Here is a 15,962-nt window from a genome sequence, read left to right on the forward strand (position 1 = left end):
AGCGATCATTTTCTTTATAATAAATTAGACGAAATATGAATTTAGTTAGAAATAAAAAAGAGGAGTGCTTAAATATGGATAACAGTACGAATACTACGCTTTTTAAAGAAGTAATGGGCAATTACCCGACAGGAGTAACGGTGGTTACAACTGTTAACGAACAAAGTGTACCTCTTGGACTAACTGTCAATTCATTTGCATCAGTATCTTTAGACCCTTTGTTAATCCTATGGTCAATTGATAAAAGAGTATCCTCTTATGAAGAATTTATTAAAACAGATAAATTTGCTGTACATGTATTAGCAAGTGATCAAAGTGATATTTGTTCCTTATTTGCAAGTAAAGGGGTAGACCGTTTTGGAAATTGTGAATGGAAGCTTTCAGAGCATTCTCTTCCGATTATTGCTGGAGCTTCCGGTGTTATGCAATGTAAAACGTATAAAACTATTGAAGCTGGAGATCATACGATTTTAATAGGAGAAGTGATTGATATTATTAGTGAAAAGAAAGAACCACTTTTATATCATCGAAGAAAATTCGGGGGCATTCCTGAGAATTTTTACATTTAGTTGAGTATGACCGGATAGAAGATAGATCTTCTATCCGGTCATTGTTAAGACAAAAACCTCTATTGATTTTCTGCTAACTCCTTGATGACTTTCTTAGCATTTACTGCGAATTCACAAGATGCATCATAATACATTTGTCCATCTTTGATCAGTGAAAAATCCCCAATCTCAATTTTTAATAGCGTCTGACTGTCTCCTTCTTCTAATTGGTATACATACGCTACATCACCTTCATTAGGCTTTACTTCCCAATTGGATCCGTATAAAGATATTTTTAACCGTTTTTGCTGAACGGCTTCAATAATTGTTGTTATTGACTGACCACCATTAGGAAGTTCCCATACAACTTTACTACCCACAGTCATATCCTCTTCAGGATAATTTTCAGGAAGTTCATCCCATTGTGAAACATATTTAGGTTTCGTAAGAATTTCCCACACTTTAGCAGATGTTGCTTCGATAAGAATTTCATCTTTTACAATTAATTTTTCAGTCATTGTATCTAACTCCTTCTTGTACTGGAGGATACTAACATTATATATGATAGTCAAAAGGTGAACAAACATTTGTTCGATAGTGCGGGTAATGTAACTATTATTTTCCGGATGCTGCTAGTTGGATAATTAATCTCGCTAAACTGGCCTTTTATAACCGAACCTTTTAGAAACCTGGTTTGACATTGAGAGCAAATATTGACTCAAATCGTCATTCAAATCCTGGGAGATAAGCTGAGAAAATCCAACAACTGTAATAGCTCCAATTAATTCTTTATTGTAATTAAAGATAGGAGTTGATAGGGAAGATACATAAGGAACAAGAGGCTCCTTAGCAAATGAAATGAAATTTTCTTCAATTAATCCTTCATCATTTAAGAGATATGTTCTCTCTTTGTCTGTTAAAACAGCTAGTTCTTTGTCCTTCCATTCCTTTGTTAGATTAGGAGGATTAAAAACTGAAAATATTTTTCCGCTTGACGATTGGATTGGGAGGCGTGTTCCAATATTTGCACCAATGTTTAATCCGTTATTTGAACTCCAAATGTTAGCAATGACGGGCCCGTCGTTTGTCCAAACTGCAAACAAAGCTGAAAATGAAGTGTGTAGACTTATTTCCTGTAAATATGGCGTAACTTTACTGATGATATCCTGGTTACCGATGGCAGCCATTCCATATTCAATCATTTTGCTCCCAAGCGAATAAGTACCGTTTTTCTTATCTCTTTCAAGCAAGCCTAAATGTGTTAATGTATTTAAATATTTGTATAAATTACTTTTCGTAATACTTGTTAATTCCTGTATCTCTGTAAATTTTAAGGGATTTTCTTGAATAGCAATTAAGTCTATAATACTCATTCCTACTTGAAGCGACTGGATCATCGTATTGTTTTTAGCATTCTCCATTTTAATAACTCCCCGTAATTGAAATATTTCTTAGTATATCAGACAAAATAATATTCAACAAAATTGTTTTAAAGTATCAGAAAATTTATTTATTAAGGTGTTGACATATGTTAAAAATGATTTTATTCTATAAATAGGGAACACAGTTATCTAAAAGTGAAATACACTTTTGGGAGCGATAACTTACCAAAGAGGTGATAAAGTGAAAAAGTTCCTCGTTATGATTGAAAGAAAACCGAATTTTACCGGAAACTCTATTCCTGAACATCGTGAATTTCTCCTACGTTTAAAAGAAACAGATACTCTTTTGATGGCTGGTGGATATGATGATCAGTCTGGGGGAGCATATGTAATTCAAGCAACTTCTCTAGAAGCAGCTAAAAATATTGTTATTAAAGATCCAATGTATGAAGAAAATGAATCCGTTTACAGTTTGAAAGAATGGAATGTTGTTTAACTACTAACTAAAACTTTTACTAGAAAGGGAGTTTACGAATGAAATTAATTACATTTAGCCGTGAAGGCATCACACAACGCGTTGGAGCTATTGTTAATGAAGCAGTAATCGATTTACATGTTGCATATAAGTCTTTACTTACATCAGAAGGGAAAATTCGTGCCGGGCAAATTGCGGATGCATTTGTTCCTGCTGATATGACCGGTTTTTTACAAGGTGGAAATGAAAGCGTTAAACTTGCAAAAAAAGCAATTGAATACGCGTTAGAAAATAAAACAGATAACGGGTATAGACTTGTTTATGACTTAAATGAGGTAAAAGTGGAAGCACCAGTTCCTGCACCAGGAAAAATGATCTGTGTTGGACATAATTATCGTGAGCACATTTTAGAAATGGGAAGAGAGCTTCCACCATATCCAGTCGTATTCGCTAAATTTGCAAACACGGTTGTTGGTCCACAAGATGATATCCCATTCCACCCAATTTCAGAACAACTTGACTATGAAGCAGAGTTTACATTTGTTATTGGTAAACGTGCAAGAAATGTATCTCAAGAAGATGCTCTTGATTATGTAGCTGGATATACAATTGTTAATGACGTGACCTACCGCGATATTCAACGTCGTACAATAGAGTGGCTACAAGGAAAGACTGTTGATGGAAGCGCTCCAATGGGTCCTTATCTTGTAACTTCAGATGAACTTCAAGATCCTTCAGGATTAGAAGTTGTTCTTACTGTTAATGGAGAAGAACGTCAACGCTCTAACACTGCAAACCTAGTATTCTCTGTTCAGTACTTGGTTGAATTCTTATCAGGCTTAATGACACTTGAGCCAGGCGATGTGATTTTAACTGGAACTCCTGGAGGAGTAGGTGTTGCACGTAATCCACAAGTCTTCTTAAAAGATGGAGATGTTGTAAAAATTGAAATCGATAAAATTGGCGCTCTTGAAAACCGTGTAACAAGTGTGAAAGAAACAGCGGAGGTGAAGTGAAAATGGCAACTTTAAGTGTTAACGATTCCATCCAATCTGTTCACCAATCACTTGATCAAATGATTGAAACTGCTAAAGGGCTTTCCGACGATGTACTTCGCTTTAACCCTACTGAAGAAGAATGGTCTGTTATGCAAATTCTTACTCATGTTGTGGAAGCAATTCCTTATTGGTGTGATGAAATCGAGCAGCTTTTAGAAACTCCAGGTAAAGAATGGGGTCGAGGCTTACAGCATGAAGGTCGTTTAGCTGCTGTTAGTAAAAGCAAGGTTGATAGCACTTCTTTATCAGATGTTTTAAAGGATTTGGAAGCGGTAAAACCACAAGTGGAAGAAACGCTTAATAAATTAGATGAAGAAAAATTAGCGATGGAGGCACCGAGCCGAAATCCGCGTTTTGGTACAAAACCAATCTCATTTATCGTTGATCATTTAATCGTTGAGCATGTGAGTAAGCATTTAGGACAAATCAACCGTAACTTATCGAAAGTAAATCATTAATCGAAGAGGGGGAATAAAGTATGGCTGAAACAAATGATTTTTTTAAAAGTAAAATTGTCCAAGACTTTACGAAGGATATACGCCAATATAATCTAGGTCCACTTTGGGAAGCGATTCCAGAGTTGATGCATCATCAACCTGAGCCACATGCACAGGCATATCTTTGGAAATGGGATTTACTTGAGAAAAAATTAGGAGAAGCAGCACAAATTTTCACTCCTGACCGCGGTGGTGAACGAAGAGCGATTTATCTTCAAAACCCTGGATTAGACTATCGTCAGCCTTGGGGATGGGCTTCTACTTCGCAAACACTTTATGCAGCAGTGCAGTTGCTTCAACCTGGTGAGGTAGCACCATCTCACCGTCATACACAAAATGCACTTCGTTTTATTACACATGGTGAAGGCGCTTACTCGATTGTTGAAGGCGAACGTATTTTCATGGAAGAAGGCGATTTTGTCATTACACCTAAAAATCTTTGGCATGGTCACGGCCACGAAGGAACTGAGCCAATGATTTGGATGGATGTTCTTGATATCCCTACAATTTATATGATGGGTGGTACGTTCTTCGAGCCACATCCAGAAAAACTTCAACAACCAGAAGTTCCTGACAACTATACAGCTCAACGCTATGAGGGTGGAATGGTTCGTCCAATTTCAGACCGACATCCAAAAGTAGCACCACTTGGCGCTTACAAATGGAATCAGACATTAAAAGCAATTGATGGATTATCCCGCTTTGAGCCAGATCCATATGATGGTTATGCTGTTGAGTTTATTAATCCATCAAACGGTCAAACGGCTAATCCGAATATTGGTTCATGGATGCAGAAGCTTCCTAAAGGATTCCATTCAAAGGCACACCGCCATACACATTCAGCGATTTATCAAGTATTTAAAGGATCAGGCTATAGCATTATTAACGGCGTTCGTTTTGATTGGTCAAAAGGTGATTACTTTATTATTCCAAACTGGGCAGTACATGAGCATGTAGCGTTAGAAGATACTTTCTTCTTCTCTGTAAATGATTTACCGATTATGGAGAAATTCGATCTTGAGCAAGAAAAGCCATATGAAAGTAACAATGGTCATCAGGAAGTAAAAAGTGAATTTAATCCAGTTTTAGTATAAATAAAGCTAAAAAATCAGCTAAGGGGGACTACACAATGGGTATTGCAGAAAAAGAAGTACTTGTCATAGGTGGAGGAATCGGTGGAGTAGCAGCTGCTCTTGCATCTGCTGAGGCAGGCCATAAAACGACAATATTAGAACAAGCTCCTGTGTTCGGGGAAATTGGAGCAGGTATTCAAATGGGACCAAATGCAATGGCTGTTTTAGACCGATTTGGCGTTGCTGATGAAATCGCAAAAGTGGCAGTTTTCCCGCAACGACTTGTTTTAAAAGATGTTTATACAGCAAAGGAATTAGCATCATTGGATTTAGGTGATGAGTTTAAGGCGAAATACGGCTTCCCATACATCGTATTACACCGTTCAGATTTGCATCGTGTACTAGTAGACGCAGCAGAGAAAAATCCGCTTATTAGCCTTGTAAATGATCAAATTATTGAAACTGTCGAAGAAAATGAATCAGGTGTAACTGTAACAAATCAAAGAGGCGAGCAGTTTACAGGAAAAGCTGTTATCGGAGCAGATGGCCTTAAATCAAAAGCACGTAAATACTTTGTTGATGATGAACCTATTTGCTCAGAATATGTAGCCTATCGCGGAACCGTTCCGATTGAAGAAATCAGTTCTGATGCAAATATGGATGATGTCATTATGTGGATTGGCCCAAATCTTCACGTTGTACAATACCCGGTTCGCAAAGGGGAATTATACAATCAAGTTGTTGTGTTTAAAAGTTTAAATTACAAGCCAGATTCAGATGATTGGGGAACACCTGAAGAAATGGATAAAGTGTTTGAAGGCTGCCACCCTCTAGTGGAGACTGCATTATCCTTCATTCAACGTCAAATTCGTTGGCCAATGTATGACAGATTACCAATCGAGAACTGGACGAAGGGGAACTTCACTTTACTTGGAGATGCAGCACATCCAATGCTTCAATATTTGGCACAAGGGGGATGCCAAGCATTAGAAGATGCTTCTTACTTAGCAGATATGCTATTAGAACATGGTGAGAACTTTGAACAAGCATTTTTAGCTTATCAAGAAGAACGCATTCCACGTACGACTAAAGTACAATCAAGTGCGCGGAAATGGGGAGAAATTATTCATGCAGTAGATTCTACTTCTATCTTATTGAGAAATACTCTTTTAGAGAAAACACCAGCAAAAGAATTTGAAATGGTTGACTGGTTATACGGGTATGAGAAGGTAAAATCTAAGGTTAAATAAAGAGATTGAGATAATAAATATTTGAATAGACTAGCCAACTACAGAGTTGGCTGGTCTATTCGGTTTAAAGTGAAATATTTTCATATGATGATACAAGGACTACCTAAGGTTTTCAGCTTTTACGTGACGGAAAACATTAATTAAAAATAAAATAATACCGATTAAGACAAGATTTGAACCAATAATAGGTAGAACTGTTAACGCCTCATTTTCAAGGTAAACAATTAAAAACACACCAGCAGTTAAGAATGGTGTCCCAATGTTGTGAAGCCAAAAATGGACTTTCGCTAGCTTTGTTTCACCTGCTTGTGGATAGAAATGATAAATGAGTCCGAAAAGTGCCATAGAAGCCCAGCCAAGCAGGTTTACGTGAGCATGAACAGACGTGAAGCTGAAATTATGAGTCATTCCCATGATATACCCAATGCTTACTCCTATCAGCAGGTAAACAACGGCAATCTTAAAAAATTTAATCCCCAAAACGATCTCCTCCTTTATTCGTATTTTTTATTTCATAAATATCTTACATATAAAATAAGTAAGATAGAACTATTATTCTGTAAAAATAATGAAATTTTTATGTGAAAAGGCACAGTTGAACAACTATGAATAAAGGCATGGGTAAAAATGTAAGCAGAGTCCCAATATTTATATAAATTTTTAAAAAATAGCAAAAAAAAACGCTTGATTTTTTAAGCGCTTACATTTAATATGAAGGTATTATAATATTTGTTTAGTAAACGAAGTAATTATAATCATTTTCTACGATCCAGTAATGGGTGGAAAATGGCATGTCATTTGGTTGTTCTTTCTTATTGAGAATACTTTTTTGAAAGGGTTTCCATTAAGGGGTAATTATTTTAATCGTTTTATTGTCTTACACAACAAAGGGGAGAAAATTTTAATAACAGGGGGGAATTTTTATGTCAAATACATCAATCAATAGTGGACAAAATTATAACAGAGCAAAGTTGTGGCAAATCGGATTTTTTACATTAAATAATACTTCAACAAATCTTCACTTATTTATTTTAGGGTTTGTTACTTTTTATGCGACAGGTATAGCTGGACTTGCTGTAATGTTAATAAGTACGATATTAATGGCTACGCGGTTATTTGATGGTATTATCGATCCAACGATAGGATATATTATCGATAAAACAGAGTCTAAATTTGGTAAGTTTAAACCATTGATCATTATAGGAAATATCATTTCAGCAGGTACGATCATACTTGTTTACAGTGTCACTCATTTATTACCAGATTCATTACAATTAGTTTTCTTTGTTGCAATGTTAATCATAAATAAAATTGGTTATTCACTTCAATGTAGTGTAACAAAAGCAGCGCAAACTGTTTTGACAAATGATCCAAAGCAGCGCCCGCTTTATGCTATTTTTGACGGGATCTATAATGTTGGTGTCTTTACTGGTGGACAAATTTTCGTTTCTTCATATTTAATGGCAAAACACGGTGAATTTAATATAGCGTTATTTACGGAATTAAATGTTTATGGACTTATACTATCAGGATTATTTGCAATCCTAGCTATAGTCGGCATTTCGGCAAAAGACCGTAAAGAATATTATGGATTGGCAGACGAAACGGTCAAAACAAAACTACGTGATTATTGGCCAATTATTAAAGGAAATAGACCATTACAAATGCTATCTCTTTCTGCTTCAATGGACAAGCTAGCTATTAGTCTACTAAGACATTCTAATGTCGTTGTTATGTTGTTTGGGATCTTGCTAGGGAATTATGCGCTAAGTGGTACAATGGGATTAATCACCGTCATACCAACACTGTTAATAACATTTGCCGGGGTTGCAATTGCAAGGAAAACAGGATTGAAAAAAGCGTATGTAACATCGGCGTGGATAGGTATGCTATCATTAGTCGGTCTGATTGTCTTTTTCTTAGTCATTGATAATCCTGCATCGATCTCACTTGAAAATATCGGGATGAATACGATATTATTTATCGTGCTATATGCGTTAGCAATGGGTTTTGCGAGCCTTCCAACAACTCTTGTTGTTCCAATGATCGCAGATGTTTCTGACTATGAGACTCATAAATCCGGACATTATGTACCTGGTATGATGGGAACAATTTTCTCTTTTATTGATCAATTGGTTTCATCATTAGCTCCGACAATCGTTGGTGCAGTTGTTGCTGTAATAGGTTTTAAATCAAAATTCCCAGAGGTTGGCGATGTATTAACTCCTGAATTATTTGGAGCGACATTAGTATTAGCATTTGGTTTACCAGCTCTAGGATTGGTTATTTCTATTATTGCAATGAAGTTTTATTCTCTTGATAGCAAGAAAATGGCTGAAATTCAAAAAGGTATTGCAGAAATTAAGGCACAAGCGGAAGGAAAAAGCGCTTAAGCAAATTAGTAGTTAGCTAATTTAATAAATTTATCATGATCCGGTCTCTAAGAGGTTGCCGGATCTTTTTCATGTTATGCTACTTATTAAGTCTATTTTATATCTTTCATTTAGAAAAAGTTCTCTCTAAAATAAGAAATAGACATATAGATCTTTTCTTATAGAAAAATATCACGTAATACTTGACGAAAAACGCTTCTGAATTTATACTTACTTACAATAAGTAAGCGGATTTCGAATTGGAAGATGTTATATAATTCCTGTCATAATTGGTGGCTGAGGAGGAAAAGTTTATGATAATTGAAACAACGAATAATATTTCGTCTAAAATAATAAATGAAAAAATACAAATGGTTCCATATAAAGAAGGCAAAACTTATATTATAGGGCCAATTAATTTACCCGTTCAATTAGAAGGGAAAACCGTTTTTTTTAAATGGTATTGTTGGTTAGATGTCAAAGATGTCGAAGGTATTCAATCAGGGAATCAAATTGAAGAATTGATTAAAAATCTGCCAAATGCAAATTTAGCACATAGTCAGCAATCGAGTGTACTAGTATACGGAGATTTTGAGCACGCTGATAATGCTCTTATTCGCATGCATAGTATTTGCCATACTGGAGATATTTTTGGTAGTAAACGATGTGATTGTGGATTCCAATTAAAGCAATCCATGAAAATGATTTCTGAGCATGGTGCGGGGGCGCTTTTTTATCTTGCTAATCATGAAGGAAGAGGAATAGGGTTATTTAGTAAAGCACTAGCTTACCTTCTTCAAGAAGAAGGACTAGATACAGTTGAGGCGAATGAACATTTGGGTTTCGCAGATGATTCGAGAAGTTATGATGAAGCAATTCGAGTATTACAGACACTTCGTCAATTGCCTGTGACACTTATTACGAATAATCCAAATAAGCTTAAAGCTCTTCAAGATTCTGGCGCCAATGTAGCAGATCGAATTCCATTGTGGGGAGATATTTCTGACTATAATAAACATTATTTAAAAACGAAGATGGAGAAAGCGGGTCATTTTAGAGGAGGCTACCCGATTGAGTGAACATGAGTTTTATATGAACTTAGCGATCAATAATGCAAAGGCAATGAAAGGCCAAACTGATCCAAATCCACTTGTAGGTGCAGTCATTATCAATCACAATCGAATCGTAGGTGTAGGTGCACATTTAAAGGCTGGGGAACCACACGCAGAAATTCATGCTTTAAGGATGGCTGGAGAACAAGCAAGGGGAGGAACAATATATGTAACTCTTGAGCCTTGTTCACATCACGGGCGCACCGGCCCTTGTGCAGAAGCAATTGTGAAAGCTGGAATAAAAAAAGTAATTGTTGCTACTTTAGATCCAAATCCAATCGTAGCCGGAAATGGGATTAATATATTAAAGAATGCAAACATCGAAGTGATTGTAGGGATTTGTGAAGAAGAGTCTAGAAAAATGAATGAAGTGTTCAATAAGTTTATTTTGAAAAAGCAGCCATTCATAACATTAAAATCTGCTACAACATTAGATGGAAAGATTTCGACTGCAACATGGGATAGTAAATGGATCACTTCAGAGGAAGCACGTAAAGATGTCCATCAGCTGCGTCATGAAAATGTAGGCATATTAGTTGGTGTTCACACAGTAATCAAGGATGATCCTGAATTAACAACTCGAATTGAAAATGGCCGTAATCCAATCCGAATTATTTTAGATAGCACATTAAGAATTCCTTTAGATTCTAAAGTCGTGACAGATCAAAAAGCTGATACATGGATCTTTACATCAAACCAATACAAAGAGGAAGCGAAGAAAAAACTTGAACAGCAAGGGATAAAGGTATTTGTAACAAGCGGTTCAAACCGTGTAGATTTACATGACACTCTCACAATATTAGGTGAACATTCTGTATCCTCTGTTTTAATAGAAGGTGGAGGGGAAGTGAATGCATCTTTTCTTGCCCAACAATTAATTGATAAGCTTGTTTTATATGTAGCTCCTAAGTTGATTGGCGGAAAGCAGTCACCAGGCTTTTTAGGCGGAACGGGCTTTGAGAAAATGGCAGATGCTATTGACCTTGAGCATTTGGACATACAAAAAATCGGGAAAGATTTTAAGTTTACAGGCTATCCGGTGTACAAAAATCTTGTGACTCATTCTTGAATAAAAAGAATGAGTTCTTAAAACACTATCTTATAGAGCAATGTCTCTAAAGGTGGTGTTTTTTATTTCATAGGTATTGTTATTCTTTTGAAGATAGAGTAAGATAAAACCAAGTAAACTTATAAGAATTATGAAATATAAAAATGAGATCGATTTTATGATTCAGTTGATGTAAGGAGGAATAGCAAATGAATGAAGAATTACATCCCGTTGTAACCGGGGCAGAAGACTTATTTTTCTTAGGGAATGAAATTGGGGTAGTGCTGTGCCATGGGTTTAACGGTACACCACAGAGCATGCAATTTATTGGAGAACAACTCTCTATGCTAGGTTATACGGTTTCTATTCCTCGCTTAAACGGACATGGAACACATTATTTAGATATGGAAACTAGTTCTTACGAGTGTTGGATATCCGATCTTGAGAATGCATACAAAGGCTTATTGAAACAATGTCAAAGGGTATTTATTGTTGGTCAATCAATGGGCGGTGCTTTGACATTACAAGTGGCGGCAAATCATTTAAACGTGGATGGAATCTTTTTGATTAATGCAGCTGTAACAGAAGTTAGCTATGAGGAATATCGCAACAAAGAAAAGCCATTATATATTGAAGAAGGTTCTCCGGATATAAAGAAACCAGCAGTTTTTGAAATTACTTATGATAAGGTACCGATAAATGCAGTTCATCAACTTTTAAACTTAATGGAGGACACACAGAAAAAGGTATCACATGTTTCAAGTCCAACGATTATCTTTAAATCAGCTATTGATCACGTAGTTCCTCCAGCAAACTCAGAGTTTATCTTTGATCATATAAATACATTAGAGAAAAAAATGATTGTCTTACAAAATTCCTATCATGTGGCATCAATGGATTACGATTCACAGATCATTGTGGATAACATTCATCAACATATTTATATGATTTCACAGGGTAAGTCAGTAAGAACAAAAGCTTCAAGTATGGCATAAAATTAGCACTCACAACAGTATGGGTGACTGCCCCTTAATGTGGATTAATAGCTAAAAAGTGGATAACTATAGTGGTTATCCACAGGTTATTAACATTTCTTAATATTTATTAACAATATTGAAAACGCTTAAGAAGAAAAGCGTTTTGTTTTTTATGACGAAAGGGTATTATCTACTTGGAAATTTGGGAAGCCCGCATTAAGCGAGCTTTTACCTTTGCTATATAGATTACAGCTCATTTGACTTTATGAAAATTGTTTAGAAGAATCAATGTGTTGGATTGCATCGATACGATCGGTTCTTGAAACATAACTATGTAACACCATGCCGCCAATAACAAATATCATTCCTGCTAAAGAGATTGGGGTTGGAAGCGGTGCATTGAGAAAGATGATTTCACCAACTAGTACAAAGAGAACTTGAATTGACTGCGTTGCTTCAACAGCTGCTAGCTTCACCATATTATGCTGGACGAAATTCGTTGCTTGGAAAAACAGCAGTGTCGCTATTATTCCTGAGCATATTGCAACCCAAAAGGATTGGACTGTTTGAGTTTTTGTAGGAAGTCCATCAGTAAACATAGCAATCGTACCGAGTATAACCCAAAAAGGTAAACTACCTATTGTCATGCCAAGTACCCGTTGAAAAACATCTAATTTTCCCTCACAAATGACCATCATTTTTCGATTGCCTAACGGATATGCAATCGAAGCGATTATGACTGGTACAATACTTAGCAGTACATGCTTTATAGACAAGTGGCTTGCGTGCTCAAATTGCATCATTCCAACGCCGAGTAGGATAATGATCGACATACTTAAACCTTTATAAGGAATTTGCCCTTTTATTCTTATTGGCCCTTTCGCCGTTTTTATTTCCTCATAAAACAGTGGTGCGAGGAGTGAGCCGGAAAGAATGGTTATTTGCCAAGTAGAAGCTATTAACCAGCCTGGCCCATATGCCCCGGCAAAGCAAATTGGAGCATAAAAAAGTCCGAATCCTACCGTTCCCCATAAAAGCCATTTCAAAGGATTCTTTTTCATTTCTTCGATAAGTGTTTTCCACCTTTTTCCGCCCAACACTAGTAGAAATAAAAATGGAAGCATGAAAAAATACCGTAAAGATGCACTCCACAACCAGCTTCCTCCTGAGAGTTCCATTGAACGATTTAACACAAAAGTAAATGCAAAGAAAAAAGATGAACAAATCCCTAATCCAATAGCTCGCACATGGATCACCTCTTTATAACAATAAATACATTTGAACTAGAATAGGTGTAACATACTATACCATATGATGATGGTATTTGTAAGAATTTTCAATTAATCAATACCTCAAAATTAAATTTTATGGGTTGATTTTCATTTTATAACGTAGCTACATGAACCGAATTCAGAAAATGGTGATAAAATGTTCCCCTTTGAATAAAAATGTACAAGCACACAAAAAAATTGCTTGTTTTAATGTGGGGGGAAAGAAATGAGCTTAATTTTCAGCTATATTTTTTTAGGGATTTCGTTAGCTGCACCAATAGGACCAGTTAATGCTGCACAATTAGATAGGGGGATTAAAGGAGGATTTTTAAATGCATGGCTAGTTGGTTTAGGAGCAACTCTAGCTGACATTATTTATATGATATTTGTTTATTTAGGTTTAGTTCATTTTCTTGAAATTCCCATTTTAAAAACGTTTCTATGGTTGTTTGGATTCTTTGTATTAGTTTATACAGGGGTAGAGAGTCTTCTAGGGGCAGGCAAAATCTCAATGTCAAACCAACGGACAAGTCCTACATATTCTAAATCATTTTTCTCCGGTTTTTTTATGAGTTTATCGAATCCGCTTACGATTATGTTTTGGCTCGGTATTTATGGGGCTGTTTTAGCAAATGCAAAAGCTTCATTTAGTCCGAATCAACTAATCGTCTATAGTTCAGCAATTATTTTTGGATTGCTTATTTGGGATTTAACAATGGCATGTGTCGCAAGTACTTTTCGTAAGTTCTTAACCAACAAGCTACTAACAACGATTTCCATTATATCTGGTTTTTCACTGATTGGATTTGGTCTGTATTTTGGGTACCAGGCAGTAAAGATGTTTATGCAGTAAAAAGAATGTTATATATCCTATAGATTCTTTATTTAGATAATCCCTCAATATACCGGTTATATATATAGTTACAGAGGAATTGAAGGAAAAGGCAACTTCAATTCCTGTGCATTGGATATGTTAGGGAACTTCTCCTTTAGTTTTTTCGACCTTCAAGAAAGGCGCTAATGAGACCAATAGCTATTCCTAATAAAGCTCCACCCGCAACTTCAGCTGGCTGGTGACCTAGAAGTTCATTTAATTCTTTTTCTTGTTTGACATGAAAGAGACCTGGCATATGACCAGAGAGAACTTCGATATCTGCGTCAAGATCATTAACAATTTTGGCAATTTCACCAGTATGCCTGCGAATTCCTTGTGCATCATACATGACAATAATGCCAAAAATAACGGCAAGTGCCGAATCTGTTGAATTCCAGCCTTTTTTCATTGCAACATAGGTAGCTAATGCTGATACTCCAGCAGAATGTGAGCTTGGCATTCCACCTGTTGAAAAAATAGGTCTCCAATCCCACACATCATTTACTTTTTTGTGTGTGAAAACTTTTAGTCCTTGAGCAATTCCAATACCTGAAAGAGCAGTCCATATCCCTCGATTCACATCCATCACCTCTATGTAAGTAGTGTTTATCAAATTGCATATGATATTCAAGTACCCGAATAAATAAAATGTAAATGTGAGGAAAACGGATTCATAAAAAATTTCTATCGTCAATATTAGACAAAATATTTCCCGAAAAATAAAGATAGATTCATGTACAAAAAAGCGAAGCAGATAAAGCCTGTAGTTTCACTGTTACGTTTCTTTGCGTGAGATCCATTTTGGCAGCTTAGGTGGGACATAATTTCTAAATTTGTTTAATAATTGCTTTGGATCTTTTTCTACAATAAGTAATGATCGGTATTCCTGCTTTAGAAATTGTTCCGCAATCATATGTTCAAAGAAAGTAAGCAGCTTATCATAGTAGTTATTGATGTTTAATAAGCCTATCGGTTTTTGATGTTCGCCAAGTTGTGCCCATGTATACATTTCAAAAAACTCTTCCATTGTTCCAGGACCCCCTGGTAAAACAATGAAACCGTCAGATAATTTTTCCATTTGTGCTTTACGTTCATGCATCGAATTGACGATAATTAATTCTGATAATCCAGTATGAGCATTTTCACGCCCTGTTAACATTTCTGGAATGACCCCAATTACTTTTCCGCCTTCTTTTAAGGCTGCGTTAGCTACAGTGCCCATTATCCCAACTGTTGCTCCGCCATAAACCAATGTTAAATCTTCTTTAGCAAGTTGAGCGCCAAGTTGCTCTGCTTCTTCTGAATAAATCTTATTGGCACCAGGACTAGAACCGCAAAAAACACTCACTCGTTTCAACTACATTCACATCCTTAGAATTTTTGAACTAAAATTACTCCTACAATAATAAGAACAGCTCCAATTAAACGAGGAATCGATATTTGGTTAATGGTTACTTGTAATAGACCGAAATGGTCAATAATTATTGAAACCACAACTTGACCAGCTAGAACACATGCTACAGTTGTGGCAGCACCAAGTCTCGGTATAAGTATAATGGTGGCTAAAACATAAAATGCCCCTAAGAGCCCGCCTGTCCAAATCCACCATGGCGCAGATGTAAGGTTCTTTCCAAGATTCCATGTTCCATGTATAAGTGTACCAATTAAAAGTGCTAGTAGTCCTACTAAAAAAGATATAGCAGATGCTATTAATGGGGTACCTACATAGTTTTTTAATTGTGCATTAATACTAGCTTGGACAGGTAATACTATGCCAGCTATAAAAGCAAATAAAATAAACAAGTACGTCATATAGATCCTTCTTTCAAAATAACTGTCATCTTTAGTTTAGATCAGTTTTAATGAATTTAGAAACAAAAAATAAGAAATCTATATGTTTTTCATTTAAACAAAGTATAGGGCTATACCACGAAATAATAGATAGCCCTTTATTACATATATAGATGGTGAAAAAACTATTTTTATGTCTTTCAAAAACGCTATATCTTAAATAATTAAGGAAAC

The 15,962-nt window shown here is 35.9% G+C and carries 18 protein-coding genes; 11 read left to right on the plus strand and 7 right to left on the minus strand.

The genetic code is table 11. The features are described 5' to 3' along the window. Positions 1-74: 74 nt before the first annotated feature. Positions 75-569 carry a flavin reductase family protein gene (locus GMB29_RS01075; protein WP_227551445.1) on the plus strand — a complete coding sequence of 165 codons (495 nt, stop codon included), beginning with the start codon at positions 75-77 and terminating at the stop codon, positions 567-569. A 59-nt stretch (positions 570-628) separates the two neighbouring features. Here GMB29_RS01075 and GMB29_RS01080 read toward each other — a convergent pair whose 3' ends face one another. Both GMB29_RS01080 and GMB29_RS01085 read right to left on the minus strand, forming a co-directional pair. After that, positions 629-1,066, minus strand: coding sequence for an SRPBCC family protein (locus GMB29_RS01080; protein ID WP_136358497.1), 438 nt, complete (start codon positions 1,064-1,066; stop codon positions 629-631). A 135-nt stretch (positions 1,067-1,201) separates the two neighbouring features. Then, entirely contained in the window at positions 1,202-1,969 is a 768-nt protein-coding gene (locus tag GMB29_RS01085; RefSeq protein WP_136358495.1) for an IclR family transcriptional regulator, read from the minus strand. Between the two features lie 202 nt (positions 1,970-2,171). Between GMB29_RS01085 and GMB29_RS01090 the strand changes: the two genes are divergently transcribed. The 5 genes from GMB29_RS01090 to GMB29_RS01110 are packed head-to-tail and all read left to right on the plus strand — an operon-like array spanning position 2,172 to position 6,283. After that, positions 2,172-2,426 (plus strand): YciI family protein, encoded by a 255-nt coding sequence (locus GMB29_RS01090; RefSeq protein ID WP_136358494.1) that lies wholly within the window; start codon positions 2,172-2,174, stop codon positions 2,424-2,426. 38 nt (positions 2,427-2,464) lie between these two features. Beyond that, the gene (locus tag GMB29_RS01095; RefSeq protein ID WP_136358492.1) at positions 2,465-3,421 is read left to right on the plus strand and encodes a fumarylacetoacetate hydrolase family protein; all 957 of its coding nucleotides are present in this window, start codon (positions 2,465-2,467) and stop codon (positions 3,419-3,421) included. Between the two features lie 2 nt (positions 3,422-3,423). After that, positions 3,424-3,921, plus strand: a complete 498-nt coding sequence (locus GMB29_RS01100; RefSeq protein ID WP_136358490.1) for a DinB family protein — start codon at positions 3,424-3,426, stop codon at positions 3,919-3,921. A gap of 20 nt (positions 3,922-3,941) precedes the next feature. Beyond that, a complete protein-coding gene (locus GMB29_RS01105) occupies positions 3,942-5,054 on the plus strand; it encodes a cupin domain-containing protein (RefSeq protein WP_136358488.1) in 1,113 nt (370 codons plus the stop codon). A gap of 35 nt (positions 5,055-5,089) precedes the next feature. Further along, the gene (locus GMB29_RS01110) at positions 5,090-6,283 is read left to right on the plus strand and encodes an FAD-dependent monooxygenase (RefSeq protein WP_136358486.1); all 1,194 of its coding nucleotides are present in this window, start codon (positions 5,090-5,092) and stop codon (positions 6,281-6,283) included. Between the two features lie 99 nt (positions 6,284-6,382). On the opposite strand, the gene GMB29_RS01115 is transcribed toward GMB29_RS01110, so the two are convergent. Then, positions 6,383-6,763 carry a cytochrome-c oxidase gene (locus GMB29_RS01115; protein ID WP_136358484.1) on the minus strand — a complete coding sequence of 127 codons (381 nt, stop codon included), beginning with the start codon at positions 6,761-6,763 and terminating at the stop codon, positions 6,383-6,385. Between the two features lie 443 nt (positions 6,764-7,206). Here GMB29_RS01115 and GMB29_RS01120 point away from each other — a divergent pair, with 443 nt between their 5' ends. The 4 genes from GMB29_RS01120 (at position 7,207) to GMB29_RS01135 (ending at position 11,810) form a co-directional block, all read left to right on the plus strand. Beyond that, complete coding sequence (locus GMB29_RS01120; protein ID WP_136358482.1) at positions 7,207-8,676, plus strand: MFS transporter; 1,470 nt, start codon at positions 7,207-7,209, stop codon at positions 8,674-8,676. Positions 8,677-8,969: 293 nt separating this feature from the next. Continuing rightward, positions 8,970-9,734: a GTP cyclohydrolase II gene (locus GMB29_RS01125; protein WP_136358480.1), complete on the plus strand. Its 765-nt coding sequence runs from the start codon at positions 8,970-8,972 to the stop codon at positions 9,732-9,734. Next, the gene (gene ribD / locus GMB29_RS01130; RefSeq protein WP_136358478.1) at positions 9,727-10,836 is read left to right on the plus strand and encodes a bifunctional diaminohydroxyphosphoribosylaminopyrimidine deaminase/5-amino-6-(5-phosphoribosylamino)uracil reductase RibD; all 1,110 of its coding nucleotides are present in this window, start codon (positions 9,727-9,729) and stop codon (positions 10,834-10,836) included. The genes GMB29_RS01125 and ribD overlap by 8 nt, the downstream gene beginning before the upstream one ends. Before the next feature lie 188 nt (positions 10,837-11,024). After that, the gene (locus GMB29_RS01135) at positions 11,025-11,810 is read left to right on the plus strand and encodes an alpha/beta hydrolase (RefSeq protein ID WP_136358476.1); all 786 of its coding nucleotides are present in this window, start codon (positions 11,025-11,027) and stop codon (positions 11,808-11,810) included. A gap of 245 nt (positions 11,811-12,055) precedes the next feature. Here the strand turns inward: GMB29_RS01135 and GMB29_RS01140 are convergent, their stop codons facing one another. Further along, positions 12,056-13,039, minus strand: coding sequence for a DMT family transporter (locus GMB29_RS01140; protein WP_136358474.1), 984 nt, complete (start codon positions 13,037-13,039; stop codon positions 12,056-12,058). A gap of 250 nt (positions 13,040-13,289) precedes the next feature. Between GMB29_RS01140 and GMB29_RS01145 the strand changes: the two genes are divergently transcribed. Continuing rightward, the gene (locus GMB29_RS01145) at positions 13,290-13,916 is read left to right on the plus strand and encodes a LysE family transporter (protein ID WP_136358472.1); all 627 of its coding nucleotides are present in this window, start codon (positions 13,290-13,292) and stop codon (positions 13,914-13,916) included. A 136-nt stretch (positions 13,917-14,052) separates the two neighbouring features. On the opposite strand, the gene GMB29_RS01150 is transcribed toward GMB29_RS01145, so the two are convergent. From GMB29_RS01150 to GMB29_RS01160, 3 genes are all read right to left on the minus strand, one after another. Continuing rightward, complete coding sequence (locus GMB29_RS01150; protein WP_136358521.1) at positions 14,053-14,526, minus strand: divergent PAP2 family protein; 474 nt, start codon at positions 14,524-14,526, stop codon at positions 14,053-14,055. A 186-nt stretch (positions 14,527-14,712) separates the two neighbouring features. Beyond that, positions 14,713-15,294 carry an LOG family protein gene (locus GMB29_RS01155; protein WP_136358470.1) on the minus strand — a complete coding sequence of 194 codons (582 nt, stop codon included), beginning with the start codon at positions 15,292-15,294 and terminating at the stop codon, positions 14,713-14,715. Between the two features lie 14 nt (positions 15,295-15,308). Next, the gene (locus GMB29_RS01160) at positions 15,309-15,749 is read right to left on the minus strand and encodes a DMT family transporter (protein ID WP_136358468.1); all 441 of its coding nucleotides are present in this window, start codon (positions 15,747-15,749) and stop codon (positions 15,309-15,311) included. Positions 15,750-15,962 lie beyond the last annotated feature (213 nt).

It is taken from the genome of Metabacillus sediminilitoris (assembly GCF_009720625.1).
Lineage (GTDB): Bacteria > Bacillota > Bacilli > Bacillales > Bacillaceae > Metabacillus > Metabacillus sediminilitoris.

What these genes read in the sequence shown, in the direction of transcription:
- GMB29_RS01075 (WP_227551445.1), top strand. Translation starts at nt 75, where the DNA reads ATGGATAACAGTACGAATACTACGCTTTTTAAAGAAGTAATGGGCAAT.
- GMB29_RS01080 (WP_136358497.1), bottom strand. Translation starts at nt 1,066, where the DNA reads ATGACTGAAAAATTAATTGTAAAAGATGAAATTCTTATCGAAGCAACA.
- GMB29_RS01085 (WP_136358495.1), bottom strand. Translation starts at nt 1,969, where the DNA reads ATGGAGAATGCTAAAAACAATACGATGATCCAGTCGCTTCAAGTAGGA.
- GMB29_RS01095 (WP_136358492.1), top strand. Translation starts at nt 2,465, where the DNA reads ATGAAATTAATTACATTTAGCCGTGAAGGCATCACACAACGCGTTGGA.
- GMB29_RS01100 (WP_136358490.1), top strand. Translation starts at nt 3,424, where the DNA reads ATGGCAACTTTAAGTGTTAACGATTCCATCCAATCTGTTCACCAATCA.
- GMB29_RS01105 (WP_136358488.1), top strand. Translation starts at nt 3,942, where the DNA reads ATGGCTGAAACAAATGATTTTTTTAAAAGTAAAATTGTCCAAGACTTT.
- GMB29_RS01110 (WP_136358486.1), top strand. Translation starts at nt 5,090, where the DNA reads ATGGGTATTGCAGAAAAAGAAGTACTTGTCATAGGTGGAGGAATCGGT.
- GMB29_RS01120 (WP_136358482.1), top strand. Translation starts at nt 7,207, where the DNA reads ATGTCAAATACATCAATCAATAGTGGACAAAATTATAACAGAGCAAAG.
- GMB29_RS01125 (WP_136358480.1), top strand. Translation starts at nt 8,970, where the DNA reads ATGATAATTGAAACAACGAATAATATTTCGTCTAAAATAATAAATGAA.
- GMB29_RS01135 (WP_136358476.1), top strand. Translation starts at nt 11,025, where the DNA reads ATGAATGAAGAATTACATCCCGTTGTAACCGGGGCAGAAGACTTATTT.
- GMB29_RS01145 (WP_136358472.1), top strand. Translation starts at nt 13,290, where the DNA reads ATGAGCTTAATTTTCAGCTATATTTTTTTAGGGATTTCGTTAGCTGCA.
- GMB29_RS01160 (WP_136358468.1), bottom strand. Translation starts at nt 15,749, where the DNA reads ATGACGTACTTGTTTATTTTATTTGCTTTTATAGCTGGCATAGTATTA.